Annotated in this window: 14 protein-coding genes and 2 pseudogenes; 2 read left to right on the top strand and 14 right to left on the bottom strand. The window is 39.5% G+C overall.

Annotated features, from left to right (window positions below; all coding sequences use genetic code 11):
* Window positions 1-59: 59 nt before the first annotated feature.
* The 5 genes and pseudogenes from J7E77_RS00625 to J7E77_RS00645 all read right to left on the bottom strand — a co-directional run bounded on the left by J7E77_RS00625 (window position 60) and on the right by J7E77_RS00645 (window position 5395).
* The gene (locus tag J7E77_RS00625) at window positions 60-1241 is read right to left on the bottom strand and encodes a class I SAM-dependent methyltransferase (protein WP_214711671.1); all 1182 of its coding nucleotides are present in this window, start codon (window positions 1239-1241) and stop codon (window positions 60-62) included.
* A 270-nt stretch (window positions 1242-1511) separates the two neighbouring features.
* Window positions 1512-2401: pseudogene (locus J7E77_RS00630) on the bottom strand (electron transfer flavoprotein subunit alpha/FixB family protein).
* A 262-nt stretch (window positions 2402-2663) separates the two neighbouring features.
* On the bottom strand, window positions 2664-3089 hold the full coding sequence (locus J7E77_RS00635; RefSeq protein WP_214711673.1) for a hypothetical protein: 426 nt from the start codon (window positions 3087-3089) through the stop codon (window positions 2664-2666).
* A gap of 43 nt (window positions 3090-3132) precedes the next feature.
* Window positions 3133-4394, bottom strand: a pseudogene (locus J7E77_RS31570) (replicative DNA helicase).
* Window positions 4394-5395 (bottom strand): DnaD domain protein, encoded by a 1002-nt coding sequence (locus J7E77_RS00645; RefSeq protein ID WP_251027955.1) that lies wholly within the window; start codon window positions 5393-5395, stop codon window positions 4394-4396. Before J7E77_RS00645 ends, J7E77_RS31570 begins: the two are co-directional and overlap by 1 nt.
* A 409-nt stretch (window positions 5396-5804) precedes the next feature.
* Between J7E77_RS00645 and J7E77_RS00650 the strand changes: the two genes are divergently transcribed.
* Entirely contained in the window at window positions 5805-6062 is a 258-nt protein-coding gene (locus tag J7E77_RS00650) for a hypothetical protein (RefSeq protein ID WP_214711675.1), read from the top strand.
* A gap of 324 nt (window positions 6063-6386) precedes the next feature.
* Here J7E77_RS00650 and J7E77_RS00655 read toward each other — a convergent pair whose 3' ends face one another.
* The 3 genes from J7E77_RS00655 to J7E77_RS00670 all read right to left on the bottom strand — a co-directional run bounded on the left by J7E77_RS00655 (window position 6387) and on the right by J7E77_RS00670 (window position 8435).
* Window positions 6387-6593 carry a GH32 C-terminal domain-containing protein gene (locus J7E77_RS00655; RefSeq protein WP_214711677.1) on the bottom strand — a complete coding sequence of 69 codons (207 nt, stop codon included), beginning with the start codon at window positions 6591-6593 and terminating at the stop codon, window positions 6387-6389.
* Window positions 6594-6779: 186 nt separating this feature from the next.
* The gene (locus tag J7E77_RS00665) at window positions 6780-8048 is read right to left on the bottom strand and encodes an ATP-binding protein (protein ID WP_214711679.1); all 1269 of its coding nucleotides are present in this window, start codon (window positions 8046-8048) and stop codon (window positions 6780-6782) included.
* A 225-nt stretch (window positions 8049-8273) separates the two neighbouring features.
* Window positions 8274-8435: a hypothetical protein gene (locus J7E77_RS00670; protein ID WP_214711681.1), complete on the bottom strand. Its 162-nt coding sequence runs from the start codon at window positions 8433-8435 to the stop codon at window positions 8274-8276.
* Window positions 8436-8888: 453 nt separating this feature from the next.
* On the opposite strand from J7E77_RS00670, the gene J7E77_RS00675 reads away from it, so the two are divergent.
* Window positions 8889-9362 carry a hypothetical protein gene (locus J7E77_RS00675; protein WP_214711683.1) on the top strand — a complete coding sequence of 158 codons (474 nt, stop codon included), beginning with the start codon at window positions 8889-8891 and terminating at the stop codon, window positions 9360-9362.
* Window positions 9363-9622: 260 nt separating this feature from the next.
* Here the strand turns inward: J7E77_RS00675 and J7E77_RS00680 are convergent, their stop codons facing one another.
* From J7E77_RS00680 to J7E77_RS00695, 6 genes are all read right to left on the bottom strand, one after another.
* Window positions 9623-9790, bottom strand: coding sequence for a hypothetical protein (locus tag J7E77_RS00680; protein ID WP_214711685.1), 168 nt, complete (start codon window positions 9788-9790; stop codon window positions 9623-9625).
* A 45-nt stretch (window positions 9791-9835) separates the two neighbouring features.
* Window positions 9836-10003, bottom strand: a complete 168-nt coding sequence (locus J7E77_RS31575; RefSeq protein ID WP_374102937.1) for a CLC_0170 family protein — start codon at window positions 10001-10003, stop codon at window positions 9836-9838.
* Window positions 10004-10853: 850 nt separating this feature from the next.
* Window positions 10854-11618 carry an HpcH/HpaI aldolase family protein gene (locus J7E77_RS00685; RefSeq protein ID WP_214711687.1) on the bottom strand — a complete coding sequence of 255 codons (765 nt, stop codon included), beginning with the start codon at window positions 11616-11618 and terminating at the stop codon, window positions 10854-10856.
* Window positions 11619-11696: 78 nt separating this feature from the next.
* Entirely contained in the window at window positions 11697-12398 is a 702-nt protein-coding gene (locus tag J7E77_RS00690) for an alpha/beta fold hydrolase (protein ID WP_214711689.1), read from the bottom strand.
* Complete coding sequence (locus tag J7E77_RS31025) at window positions 12391-12516, bottom strand: hypothetical protein (RefSeq protein WP_285290445.1); 126 nt, start codon at window positions 12514-12516, stop codon at window positions 12391-12393. Before J7E77_RS31025 ends, J7E77_RS00690 begins: the two co-directional genes overlap by 8 nt.
* A gap of 18 nt (window positions 12517-12534) precedes the next feature.
* On the bottom strand, window positions 12535-13296 hold the full coding sequence (locus J7E77_RS00695) for an SDR family NAD(P)-dependent oxidoreductase (RefSeq protein ID WP_214711691.1): 762 nt from the start codon (window positions 13294-13296) through the stop codon (window positions 12535-12537).
* Between the last annotated feature and the right edge of the window lie 30 nt (window positions 13297-13326).

Below are 13326 nucleotides of genomic sequence, written 5' to 3' on the forward strand. Positions count from 1 at the left end.
AATTTTGGATATAGCAAGTACTGTTTTCCATTAAACTGGGAATAAAAACCAATTAGCTGCTATTCTGGTCGTTCATCCAGGTTGTGATACCAAACAAGCGGACCAAGGTGACCGAACTCCCCGACCGCCTCCTCCATCAACCGGTGTGCCTCTTCATATGCGCAGGCAGGTAAAATATCCAATTCATGATACCCCATATTTCCATAGTTATAGACAAGCAAAAACCTATCTGTCTCCCAAAGCTCAAGTCGAAACACATGCCAATGGTTCGTCACTTTCAATTGAATCCCTGAGAAGAATGTTTTCTCCCCCAGCCGTTGATAAGCAAACTCCGCTGTCCCTCCTTTATAGGACCTACCCTCCTCAAATACAAGTGGGTAACCTTTCGTATATAGGTGTTCCATACCTTCCAAGGTTTCGAGACTGGTCTCCCTTTTTGTCGCCACAATCACAGGAGACAGCCTATCTACTCCTATTTCATGGTATTCGATGGTACCACTGTCATCCCATTGAATATGGAAACCAGCATCCTGAAGCACATTCGCCCACCTTCCGAGATCTGCGGAATTTTTCAATTGTTCACAAGAGAGATACAATCCATCCTCCGTTAACAAACGATGGACTATTTCTAAATAACGACTGTCACCATAGGTTGGATTCTCCTTCACGTACTCTAGAAGTGACCAATAGTTTGAAATCATGATAGGCCCCATGATCTCATGAAAGGTCCGTGATGAAATGATTAAATCAAAAGAATTCAGGGAAAAGTGCTCAGTTACCTCCATAAAATCCATTTGGTAAAAACTCACGTTATTAAGCCCTTGCTGCATGGCCAACTGCTGTGCACATTGAATTCCATTTCCACACTGTTCAATGCCAACGATCTCCGCATCTGGAAAAATCGTGGCGTACCAGCAAGACAGCAACCCATTATCACAGCCAATTTCCAAAATCCGCTTCGGCTTTAAATGAGTTTGCTGACTGATCCAGTTAAGCAAGGACTGATGGAAATTCATCGTCCATGATTCTACTGCCAAACTGAAGGGCAGTGTTCGGTTTTTCACTTCATAAAGATTCCCTTTTAGTTTGCGGTCCATAGTGGGTTGGAGTTCCTTAGCCAAGAAGGAGTCAACCTCGGTTACGTGCCTCCAAAAGTCTTCTTTGGTAAAGCAGTTCTTGATACCCAGTGACTTAAAATAGTCAGAGACACTTTGTGACTTTAATTTGGTATTTATAAACATAGTATTATCTCCAGTTTAGGCGTATTTATTTTGCTTAACAGGACCAAAACCTATTAGTTAGTATTATTATCTGATACTAATTATAGCATAAAAAAAGCTTTACTCCTTAGTGAAGTAAAGAAAAAAGTGTAAGCGATTAAATGAAATTTTCTAAGGCCTTTGGAGGTTAAACAAATATTGTTAATCCGAAAGGCTAAACGCTAGCAGAAGCCTCATGGAAGAATTCACTCACGAATGACAGAGGAATAATGGTAATAATTCAGCCCTAACTTACTTCATCACCTTGTCACTAGAAAGTGCATGTTTAAACTGTTCGATTAGGACAGGAACGATCTCAAAGGCATCGCCAACAATTCCATAATGACAGTTCTGAAAAATAGGAGCTTCTTTGTCCTTATTAATGGCAATAATTAAACCAGAATTTTTCATTCCCACAATATGTTGAATCGCACCAGAAATCCCAATCGCAAAATAAATCTTTGGCGTTACCGTCACACCGGTTTGCCCTACTTGATGAGGGTGGGCAATCCACCCCGCTTCCACCACATCCCTGCTCGCACCAACGGCTCCTCCAAGGGTTTCCGCCAACCGGTGTATTAACTGAAATCCTTCGTAGCTGCCTAAGCCTTTTCCGCCAGCCACAACGATGTCCGCTTCGTCGATTCTTACCTTCTTAACCGTTTCTTTTACAATTTCCAAGACTTTTGTCCGGATATCTTCATCCTTTAGTGAGACGGTTTCTTCGATGACCTTTCCTATTCTCCCCACCTCTGGGATCAGCGCCTTCATGACCTTGGCGCGTACGGTCGCCATTTGCGGCCTGTATTTTTTACATAAAATGGTCGCCATAATATTTCCGCCAAACGCCGGCCTACTCGCAAGGAGTAACCCCGTTTCCTCTTCCACATCCAGCTCCGTCGGATCCGCCGTCAACCCTGTCGGTAGGTCGGTGGCCACTGCACTTGCCAGGTCTTTTCCCGTTGAGGTGGCCCATAGAGGATAATTTCCGGTTTATATTTATCACTGCACTCTAGCAGCGCCTTCATGTAGGTTTCGGTCCGGTAATGCTTAAAGAGAGGTTGATCATAGACATACACGGTATCTGCTCCATATTCAAAAGCGGTCTTTGTTAAAGGTTTAACATTTTCCCCGATGAGAATACCCGCTAGTTAATAAAAACTCAGAAAGCTAATACATATTTAAAGGTTTACGTGATTGATAAAGCTGGAAATCAAAACTACCGTACGATTAAAGTCGTAAAATAATTAATACGATGTGATAAAAAGTGAATTTCTTATTGCATCGTATTTTTTTTAGGCAATCTGGAAATAAAAGTGGAGAAGTGCAAAGCTTGTTGAAGCTCAGTTTGACGGTTCCGATCGGACCATCCTAGATGTGGGTTTGTTCCCTTCTCTCTCACTTTCATATCTCCCTCTTAAAATACCCCGCTATTGCTGGAAAACTCATGAATTCCTTCCTCAAATCCCGAAACGAAATTACATCATTTCCTCTAGCGAGCCGGTAATCTAGCGAATTTTCGTGACAATTCAATGGGTTTTGATGAAATGTTTCTGTATAGAATTGGATGGCTTCTTTGTGGCTGCCAGCAAAGATAAAGACAAAATCCTTCTGGTTCATCTTCAGTGAGTAGATGCCACCTTTATGAATACCTAATACATTGTTTTGAACCAATTCCCTTACTTTCTGATGGTCGGCTTGTTCTAAGTCTATCTTGGATATGTCGTCATCTAATGAAATTTTCTGCTCTGCTAGTAAATGATAGATGCAATGGGCCAATGAGGATTCTTCATAACGGAAACAATCCATGTAAAGATCTTTCACAATCATGTGATCACACCTCGATTTAAGATTTTTTTCGGCTAAATATAGGTTATACAATGGTAGGACTCGATTCCTTCTGGTCCTCAATCCTTCCTGTATGCTCGTTGTAATTGACAGCGATGCTTCCAACTGGACCATTTCTGTTTTTCGAGACAATGATTTCAAGGGAATGATTGTCCGTTTCCTTGTCATAATACGCTTCACGATATAAGAACAAAATGACATCCGCATCCTGCTCCACACTGCCCGATTCCCGAATATCAGACATCATCGGCCGTTTATTGGCTCTTGATTCCACCGATCGATTGAGCTGCGCTAAACAAATGACGGGGCAATCAAATCCTTCGCCATTGTTTTAAGGGATTTGGATATTTCCGTTACTTGTAAATGGGAATTTCCACCGTAAAATTGTCCAGAATGGATTAGTGTTAAGTAGTCGATAAAAAGGATTGGTTTCTTGTATGGAAATTGATTGATCATTTTTCGCGTTTTCGTTCTCATTTCGGCAATGGTTTGTCCCGCCCCATCAAAAATTTACATATGGGTTTCCGGGAGATCACCAATCACATCCGACCATTTATTCTTTTGATTTTCAGTTAGCATTCTTTTTGGATCCCGCATTTTTGCACGGTTAAAGCCTCCAGTCGAAGCCATTAATCGGGAAGTGATCAGCTTTTCAGGCATTTCTAAGGAAAATACGAGTGGCAGGAACCCGGCCCAACCCGACATTTTCGCAAAATGAAGCATCACATCGGTTTTTCCCATCGATGGTCTTGCTGCTAGAATCGTAACTTCCCCGCCCTGAAAGCCTCCCGTCACTTCGTCGAGCTCTTTGATACCCATTGTTGCACTTTTCAACGATATTCGATCTTCCCATGGTGCCTCATAGATATCTACCAATTCTTGTTGTAAGGACGTGTGATCCTCCATTTTCATTTGGTTAATTTTATCCATTTCGGCAATGACTTTCGCAATCTCCCAATCATTCATGGCTGCAAGCGTCAAGATGTTTCTCTTTTCACGTTCCTTCCATAGATCGAGAATGAGCTTCTCCGTACCGTCAAATTTCTCCAGTTCCGCGTATGATAACAGCTCCGATAGGTAAGACATTCCACCTAATGAATTGAGGTCTGGTAAGGTTGTCCATGTGATTAAATCAACATTCTTCCCCGCCCGTTTTAACTCCACCATTCTTCGCATGATTTCTTTATGCCGTGTACTTTCTAGCTGTTCAGGTTGAATGATGGTATCTTGGAGTAAGTACTCCGCCTTCATCAAGCTTCCTAAGAACGCTTTTTCCACGATACTCATCACTCTTCACCTGCCGTAAGGTCAAGTTTAAATCCACCTGGAATCGCTCTTCCGGTAGGAAACGATTCGGTTGATTGCCTATGCTTTGGTGCGGAATTTTGACTCTCATAAAAGGAATCAATTTCTTCTACGGTCAGTAAGGAGTCATTTACCCAGTTTTTCAGAATCCCAACCACATAACTCAGCTTTCGCTTGTTATTGGCACAAGCAATATCCATCGCTTTTAATATCACATCTTTCGGTTGTAAAAAGATAGAATCATCTAACCAAGATAATAACTGTTGTTTGGCATTCACGTTCGAAAAACCAAATCCATTGTTGTCCCAACACTCAATAATTTCTTTTACATCTACATCTTTTTGATTATTTTCTGTGTCTGGATTTTTCTCTATATTTGGATTAAAAGCTTCTTGTTGTTGTTGTTTTTCTTTTTTATTATCTTTTTTATTTTCTTCTTCTTTTTGCCCTCTTGTCGTATCACGATGCGTCAACGTATCGTCAAGCTCTCCACATTCAGGTTCTAGATATGTATCATTTTCATCTTGGCTGCTAACTTCCTTGCCGAAAACCAGCTCTTCTTGTTCACAAAATGATTCAAATAGACTGCGAATTTCCTGTTTTTGAATCGCCTTCGAAACATATTGAATCAGTGTTAGATCCTCCACATCCTTTAACTCGGAAGATATACAATCCATGAACGGTTTCCCGCCTTTATCCAGGTTATATTTCCCCCAGTTCTTGATCGCCAGTTCTCTCGTTTCAGGATTGTAACGAATCAGCTTGTGATGCACGATGAATCGCTCCATTAACGAGTGAACACTCTCAATCGAATAACCCAAATCAAAAGCCATTTGTTTTTTGGTAATCTTATAGATTCCAATTTGGGTCGTATGTGGATTGGTAAGAAGATACAGGTAAAAGTATTTGTCCTCAGGAGTCATCTCCTCAGAAACAACCGGATTCTTCCAAAAATCAGTACGTACCATTCGATATTTTGCCATCTTCAACCACTGACTTTCTTCTAATAAAACTCCTTCATATTTGATATAGAAATAAATGAAGAAAAAGGTCATATGATTTTCATTAGAATGTGAATATTTTATGACACCTTTTCATCACCTTGTCCTTTGCGAGGGATTTAGGTGAAAGCCCGCATCCTTTGCACTTCTACGATATCGAGATTGGCGGGGTAAAGCGAATCGCCAATTTTCAAATTTGAGGGCATTTTTTGAGCGTAAACGTCAAAAAACGCCTTCAAATTTGATTTTTGAAGGCGTTTTTTGCAATTTTGGTTATTTTTTACCCTTTTTTTTGTGAAGGCGTTTATTTAAACTTTCTTAGGTTATAGAAAGAACTGTCCCCTGTTGCTTCTAAAATATTGGACCAAAAATTAATTGTTAACCTTTGTTTATGTCCAATCCAAACAATGAATTTTTTGGACCACAAGCACCGTTAGGAATAGCCTTATTTTCGGCCTCGTTCTTTATCGGGTCCGTCCTTCATGCCTTACTGATTGAGTACATTACGAAATGGTTCGACCAATCAAATGGCAAGCTGAAACTTGCCTACCTAAGCTTTGCAATTCTCTCCATACCTGCCATCCTAATACTAGTATTTATGTTTATCGAGATTTTTACCGAAATGCTGCCAAAAATAATAAACAACTGATTTATCGGTTCCCTGAACTCCAAGAAGATTGATAAACTAGCTTAAATACTTATAAATAGCTTCCTTAACTGTTAATTTAGATTCTTGATTAATGTATTTCCGGTTTGCTGCTGACGGTAGTGGTGAATAAATAGTTTCCTAGTTCTTCCAGAGTTAACCATTTCTGCGTTGTTTTTGATTAGCTTCATGGTTTTGCTCTTTTTACCGTTAGGAATTAGTTGATTTTTGGTGTAAACCTACTGCATTCACACTTCCAACAGTCAAAAACAAAGCTCTAATCATCTTTAATCGATTAGAGCTCTATCTTTATTTCAAAAAAAGTATTTACTTCCACACAGAACCTAGCTTCCATGATTCAATGCTATCTACACAAACCTTGCCGCCTTCTGTAAATAGGTTAAACTGCTTGCTAGTATCCTCTGGGAATATCCGATTGGTAATGACCTGCTCCCCATCGTTAACAAATAGCTTAATGGATGTAGTATCCATAAACATTCGCAGATTAATGGTGCCATCTTTCTTCACTACCATTGATGCTTTGCTAATTCCTTTTTCACCGCAGCCAATATGTTCTTTAAATCGATGATAAAGTCTTCAAAAATACTTACTTCTATAAAGATAAACACTTCAACTGTCTCAGTACGGTTATCTACGATCCAATACCCTTTAACTCCTGTCGGTTCATATACTTTTATTTTTAGCTAACGCTCATGTTTGTCAGTTAATGGCGATGATATTTTTACAATTATGGAGAGGGAACCGAATGGTAAACGTGGTTCCTTTTCCTTTTTGGCTTTGGACGGTGATTTTTCCATGAAGCGAGTCGATAATGCGATAGCTCACCATGAGTCCTATGCCGGTTCCTTTTTCTTTCAGGGAATAAAATGGTTGTCCAAGACGTTTCACTTCGTCTTCATTCATCCCCACTCCCTCATCTTGGATTTGGATCATCACATGCTGTGACTCCTGTTTCACGCAAATGGAAACCGCACCACCTTGAGGCATCGCTTCGATGCCATTTTTGATGATATTGAGGAAGGCTTGTTTCATTTTTGGGGGATGACCCAATATCGCACACTCTTGCTCCGGAAGTCGGACGTCTATGCTTACTTTTCGTTCTAAAGCATAGGAGTAGAGAATCTTGACGACTGTTTGTATTTTTTGGCAAACATCGACGGACTCTTTCGTATCCGCTTCTGGCTTGGCAAACGAAAGATATTCGGTAATGACGTCATTCGTTCGATCCACTTCTTCTATACAAATTTGAACATACCTTTTATACGTCTCTGAAATTGGCGATTGTAGAAGTAACTGGAGAAATCCTCGATTGGTCTGCATGGGATTTCGAACTTCATGAGCAAAGGAACTGGCCAATTCTCCGAGTATCTTATATTTTTCCGCCTGTTGAGCTTCCATGTGTAACTGGGCATTTTCCCTTAAGGTTTCAATCAAAAAGACGGTTACGATGGTGGCAACACATATCGCTAAAATTTCCTGAAGTGTGTGGGTAAAAAAATCCATCTCTTGAAAATCCACGAGGAAGAAGATCAAGGACATCCCCGATGTTATCATCCAAGCCAGTTTCATTCGACCTGCTCGATCCTGTTGGATGAAACGTGGATATGCTAAAAAAAACATGGGTAAGAAGAAAAGGACTTCGTATGCCGTTGAATAAAAACCTGCCCCCCCGAAATACCAACGATACAACAATAAGATGATCGTGAGAACAATACCTGTTGCGTATCCACCTCCATAAAATATACCTATCATAAGAGCTACAAACCGTAGGTCATTTCGCTCGTTTACATCCGAATAGATCGGGAAGGACATGCACAATACTAACGTAATCGTTGCCAAGAAACTGAAAATTAATTTTTGACGTTTCGTTTCGATGAATTGATGACGATTGGTTAAATACATAGAATAAAAAAAGACAGGGATCAAAATAATCAATACTTGTAAGAGCAAGTTTTTAGTATGTTCCATACAGGTTACCTCATTGTTAAGATCATTCTAGTATAAAAGAAAACCGAATATAAAAACAGAAGAAAAAAATGGGTTCTGGTGCAAAAAACTCAAAACAATCGCAATTAATCTCTAATGCTTGGACATACTGATACTATGACTCTAAAAGGGTGTGATCAGGACGCCAGAGGGGCGGTTCTCACTTTCCCTTCAAATTTAGCATCTACTACTCCATAATGTGCCAGTTCATAATTCGTTTTTGTGCTGTGCTGTGCTGTTCTGTTCATATCTCTCTAAAATGGTTAGTTCCCCAGACTTATATCTAATATCCTGATATATCGCAAAAGCCATAACAATAATGATTATTCCTAGAACAAGGATATATATTGCTAACACACGATTAAACATCGACACTACACCTTTTCGCCTATGGATTCCCCTGGTTTAATTTCCACATAATTTATCCTTCTACACCAAAACTTCTTACTTAAATTGAATAAGAAAAAACACCTAAAATGGCAGCTAGATCTTCAACTTTTGCATCCTATAGTTTAAGTACAATTTTTCACAAGGTTCGTATTAAATGGACTTATTTTAAACGCTATTATTACATCACCAAAAAAGTGCCTTCAATCCAAATGGGCGAGGCACTGTGAGTGTTACCTACTCACTGTTCTAAGATTTATAAGGGATTTTCGATGATTTTATTATTCCTCAGGTACAAATGTAACCATATCAATCAAAAATGGATAACCTTTATCGTCTTTATCTAACCGAATCTACTCCTTCCCCGCTATCATATGAAGGAAATGACTGGTTATACTAAAGAGGACGAATTGACTCAGAAAGGGGGAAAACGCTGTGATACGGAACCTGGTAGCCTTTTTTCTGTTTGCCGTCCTCTCTTTCGCCGGCGGTCTCCAAACAGACGGCCAAGCCCCGCCCGACCCCATCCAGATGGGGATGGAAGAGGGATATTATGAGGGAATCCGTTCGGGGCTAGAAGACCGACATAATTTCCGGATTTCCCGTGCCTGGCAGCAAATGCCACAATCTCGGCTGTTCATGGACAACAAGAAGGAAATCGTCCTGCCCCTCATGAAAATAGGGCTTCTCAAGCAGGTGTATCTCTCTTTTTCTTCCGGGAAGAAATTCTACTCATACCTTCATGCCCACCCGGAATTGACGGCGGAACAGGCGGCCCGACGGATACTCGGGCAGAGGTTTGTACGGGCGTACGAAAGAAGCTTCCGGAAAGGCTATGAGAGATCCCTCACGGCCCCGCCTGAAGAGGCGGCAAACTATGCGGCCTTTTTGAAGGCGAAAAGCAGATAAGGGGAAAACAAAAAGGGCAATCTCATACTGAGGACATAACTTCTGCATCAAAATAAAACTCAAAATCATTGCGATAACGATGATCCTAGGAATTTCCAAGCATATAAAAGGACATTGGAAGTAATAACAAACGACCTGTTGGGTCGCTTTAAATCGTAATCACGCTATATCATTTTGTAGTTGACTAAGTTCTTATAAATCCAGGTTGGCGGGGCTGCGTGGGAATCGAACCCACCAGACCTGGGGGGCCACTTTACGTGCTAATCACGTCTAAATGATTTATCAGCTGTAATATCGTTAAATGGCAGAATCAGTTTTTTCACCTTATCAAGGCTCATCGAATCTATTTCCTGTACTAATCGTGGAATGGACTGCTCTGGATAACCGTAATCACGAAGTAATTTTTCCTTTTCTTCATTATGTACCATGTATTGACACCTCCAAAATCTTTTTAGAATTAAACTTTGATATAGTTACCAAATAAAGTGACTGTATATCCAATTTGCCAATAATGATACAAGACCGAATGCAATATTCATCCATGCCAAAATAAACGCTGTTATATGGTCTTTTTTCTGTTTAGCTTTTTTGTACATTTTTGCAAGTTTGAATAGTCTTAAAAAAATAAAACATATTTGCATGGTACTGTCCAAAAATTTTAAGATGTTTCACTTGAAAATGACCATTTTTACCTAAAATGTTTTCTATTAAGGCTTCTGTTTCATTTTAGAGGTGCAGAAATCTTACTTTGAGAAATTGATCTATGTACTCCTCCACCTAATTAATACTTTTTGCCACTTTCTTATAAATATTCCTTATGTCTCTTATATCTGGGATTTTATTATCTAGTTGAACCTTTAAGAATCCCAACTACAGTATGCCATCTCAAAATGTTTAAGGATGATATAGAAAATCCCCTTTTATCAAAAAAACACGGTTTGGTGCGACCGTGTTTCCTTTGACTAAAAATAGTCATTTCATTACCAATCCTCCATTTACATTCAGACATTGACCAGTATTTTTGAGTGATTTTTAGGTTATTTTTGTGTGAAGGCGTTTATCTAGTCATACTTCCTAGGGGAAATATGGAATTTTTGATTCGCAACTAATAGTATTTAAAAACCTTTAAATCATGCGAACATACATTTTTTTTTTACAAAGCAGGGAAATTCCTTAATGCCTAATTTACTATCGAACTTAGATTGGATTTACCTGCTTTAACGACTCATCTATTTTTGTACATAATTTACTTATTCAGAATGGAAAAATAAATCGTCGCCTTTTAAACCAAAAAGATTGCAGAGCCAAGTTACATAGTTCAAACGTGGATAACCACTTTTCATTTACACCAGGTAATATATTGAATTTATTGCATCTGCCTAGACAATCCTATTTCTTTTCAAAAATTTGTTTATTTAGCTCAGAGAAATACATTTTTTTGTATTAACCCCTTCAATGTGTCTTTAACTAATACTAGTAATTCTCCATCTTTCATCTGCTATTCTTAGTTTCATTTACTACTTGGTCGAAAGCGTTAATGATTACCGAGTGTCCTGTAATCCCTACATAACAGGCTCCCATTTCGAAACTTTTCGCTGCTCCTGCTGAGTTTGCTGCTACGGTTCCGACCTTAAATCCATGCTCATTGGCGATTCTAAACAACTCATGGATTGACTGTTTTACTTCAGGATGATTTGCTCCCTCTGCCTTAAATCCCATACTGACTGATAAATCAGTGGATCCAATAAATGCCATGTCTATACCTGGCACACTCATAATTTCCTTAAAGTTGTTCACAGCCTCTGGTGTTTCAATATGAACACTGACTAGGAGATTCTCATCAGCTTCTATAAAATAGGATTCACCACCATCCCTTCCAAAACGTGCTGCCCGGATGGCAAAAGCGGCTCCCCTTTGTCCATGCGGCGGAAATTTAGCTCTTTTCACCACCCGCTCCGCATCTTCTTTTGTATTAACCATAGGTACCTGAATACCTTTTGCTCCTCGATCCAATGCCTTTTGAATGCTTGATGGATCATAAGAAACCCTGATAATTGGGACTAATTTAACCAACTCTGCAGCCCTTACCATGTTTTCAATTTCCGAATGACTAAACGCCCCATGTTCATCATCAATTACGACAAAATCATATCCAGAATATCCAATCATCTCGATCAGTGAGGGTGAGTAAATTCCAAGAAAAACACCCAGTACTTTTTCTCCATTCCTGATCTTTTCCTTCACTTTGTTAATCACTTTATTCACTCCTTTAATCAATATTGTTAATACGGAAATTTCTGATTTATTGGTGTTGTATTACGATTTTTACTCTACCTAACTAAGCAGCCAGTCACGTAAAACTGTTGTAACCTCCTTTGGCCGTTCCATCGTACTTAAGTGACCACAATTTTCAATAACTGCGAGTTCTGCATTAGGAATGACAGAAGCAAGATATTCATGCATCCCAATGGGACAAAGTTCATCCTGGTCTCCAAGAATAACAAGTGTTGGAGATTTAATTGAGGATAAATGCTCCCTTACATCCGGACGAGTCATAAGCGCGTTCATTTGTCTGCTCATGGCATTAGGTCCGATGTCTTCAGCCATTTGTATAATGGTTTTAACTAAATTATCGTCCTTCTGTCTATTAGGATGGATTAAAACAGGCAGCAAATACTTTTCGGTAATTTCCAAAAATCGTCCGTTATTTGCCATGGCAATAAAATTTTCCCAGCCCGCGATCTGTTCTGAGCGTGGAGGGGTAGGATTTGTATCCAGCAAAGCTAATCTCTTGACCCTTTCAGGGGCTTGGCGCATTATTTCCAACGCAACAATCCCGCCCATAGACAGACCAGCAAGGCAAAATTCCGATGGGGCTTCTCTTAATATCGATTCCGCCATCCCTTGGATTGTATCGTTCTGTGTCAAATCGCCAACTTGGATATTCGCCACATCTGACAATTGTTCTATTTGATATTTCCAAAGACTTTCCGTGCACAGTGTCCCTGGAAGCAAAATTAAATCTTCTTTACTCATCATTATCCCTTTCTTGAATATGTATTTTATCTTTTGAAAGTAATAAAAGAATCAGCAAGAATCTCCCCGAAGCAATTCTTTGAAAATAATATTTTAATAAAATCGTCTGAATCAGCATTGGAACCTCCTCAGCTTCTTAAATAGCTGTCCATCCTCCATCAACTCGAATGGTCTCTCCCGTTATAAAATCTGACATTTCAGAAGCCAAAAATAGAACCGATCCTGTGACATCAGAAGGGCGGGCCATTTTCCCCAGCGGAATCCTGCTTATCACATCTTGATAAAAATCTTGATCCTCAAACATTTTTTTTGTAAAATCGGTCTCGATAAACGTTGGGGCAACTGCATTAACCTTTATATTATAAGGAGCCCATTCAACCGCTAATGCTTTCGTAAGCTGAACTGCCCCACCTTTACTAGAACAATAGGACGCTCGTTTAACATATCCAACAAAAGCCATTTGTGAAACAATATTAATAATTTTTCCTTTTCTTTGGGAAACCATATATTTCCCGACCTGTTGGGAACAAAAGAACACTCCTTTCAAATTAGTGTCCAGTACCCGATCCCAATCCTCTTCTGTCACTTCAAGCGCGGGTTTCGGAATATTTATTCCTGCATTATTGACAAGAACATCAAGGCCTTTCATCCGAGAGTATGCTTCATCAACCATTAAATAGATACTCTTAATATCTTGCATATCACAAACAATATAGGAACAATCGGAATTATATACTTTTAATTGATCAGCTGTTTCCTTAAGGGATGATTCTTCCCTCCCGGTAATGATGACGGTTGCTCCTAGTTTGGCAAAAGAATGGGCAATTTCCTTTCCGATTCCTTTATTTCCACCGGTAACAATCACCTTTTGACTCTTCAGGTCTGTAAAATGGTCCACTTTCTTCCCTCCACTTATATCTGCTTGCTA

Source organism: Bacillus sp. ISL-77 (genome assembly GCF_018613105.1).

Excerpts from the sequence above, each read along its gene's own strand:
- J7E77_RS00665 (WP_214711679.1), bottom strand. The coding sequence starts at position 8,048 with ATGGAACATACTAAAAACTTGCTCTTACAAGTATTGATTATTTTGATC.
- J7E77_RS00635 (WP_214711673.1), bottom strand. The coding sequence starts at position 3,089 with ATGATTGTGAAAGATCTTTACATGGATTGTTTCCGTTATGAAGAATCC.
- J7E77_RS00690 (WP_214711689.1), bottom strand. The coding sequence starts at position 12,398 with ATGAGTAAAGAAGATTTAATTTTGCTTCCAGGGACACTGTGCACGGAA.
- J7E77_RS00645 (WP_251027955.1), bottom strand. The coding sequence starts at position 5,395 with ATGGCAAAATATCGAATGGTACGTACTGATTTTTGGAAGAATCCGGTT.
- J7E77_RS00655 (WP_214711677.1), bottom strand. The coding sequence starts at position 6,593 with ATGGTAGTGAAGAAAGATGGCACCATTAATCTGCGAATGTTTATGGAT.
- J7E77_RS00670 (WP_214711681.1), bottom strand. The coding sequence starts at position 8,435 with ATGTTTAATCGTGTGTTAGCAATATATATCCTTGTTCTAGGAATAATC.
- J7E77_RS00650 (WP_214711675.1), top strand. The coding sequence starts at position 5,805 with ATGTCCAATCCAAACAATGAATTTTTTGGACCACAAGCACCGTTAGGA.
- J7E77_RS00625 (WP_214711671.1), bottom strand. The coding sequence starts at position 1,241 with ATGTTTATAAATACCAAATTAAAGTCACAAAGTGTCTCTGACTATTTT.
- J7E77_RS31575 (WP_374102937.1), bottom strand. The coding sequence starts at position 10,003 with ATGCAAATATGTTTTATTTTTTTAAGACTATTCAAACTTGCAAAAATG.
- J7E77_RS00680 (WP_214711685.1), bottom strand. The coding sequence starts at position 9,790 with ATGGTACATAATGAAGAAAAGGAAAAATTACTTCGTGATTACGGTTAT.
- J7E77_RS31025 (WP_285290445.1), bottom strand. The coding sequence starts at position 12,516 with ATGCTGATTCAGACGATTTTATTAAAATATTATTTTCAAAGAATTGCT.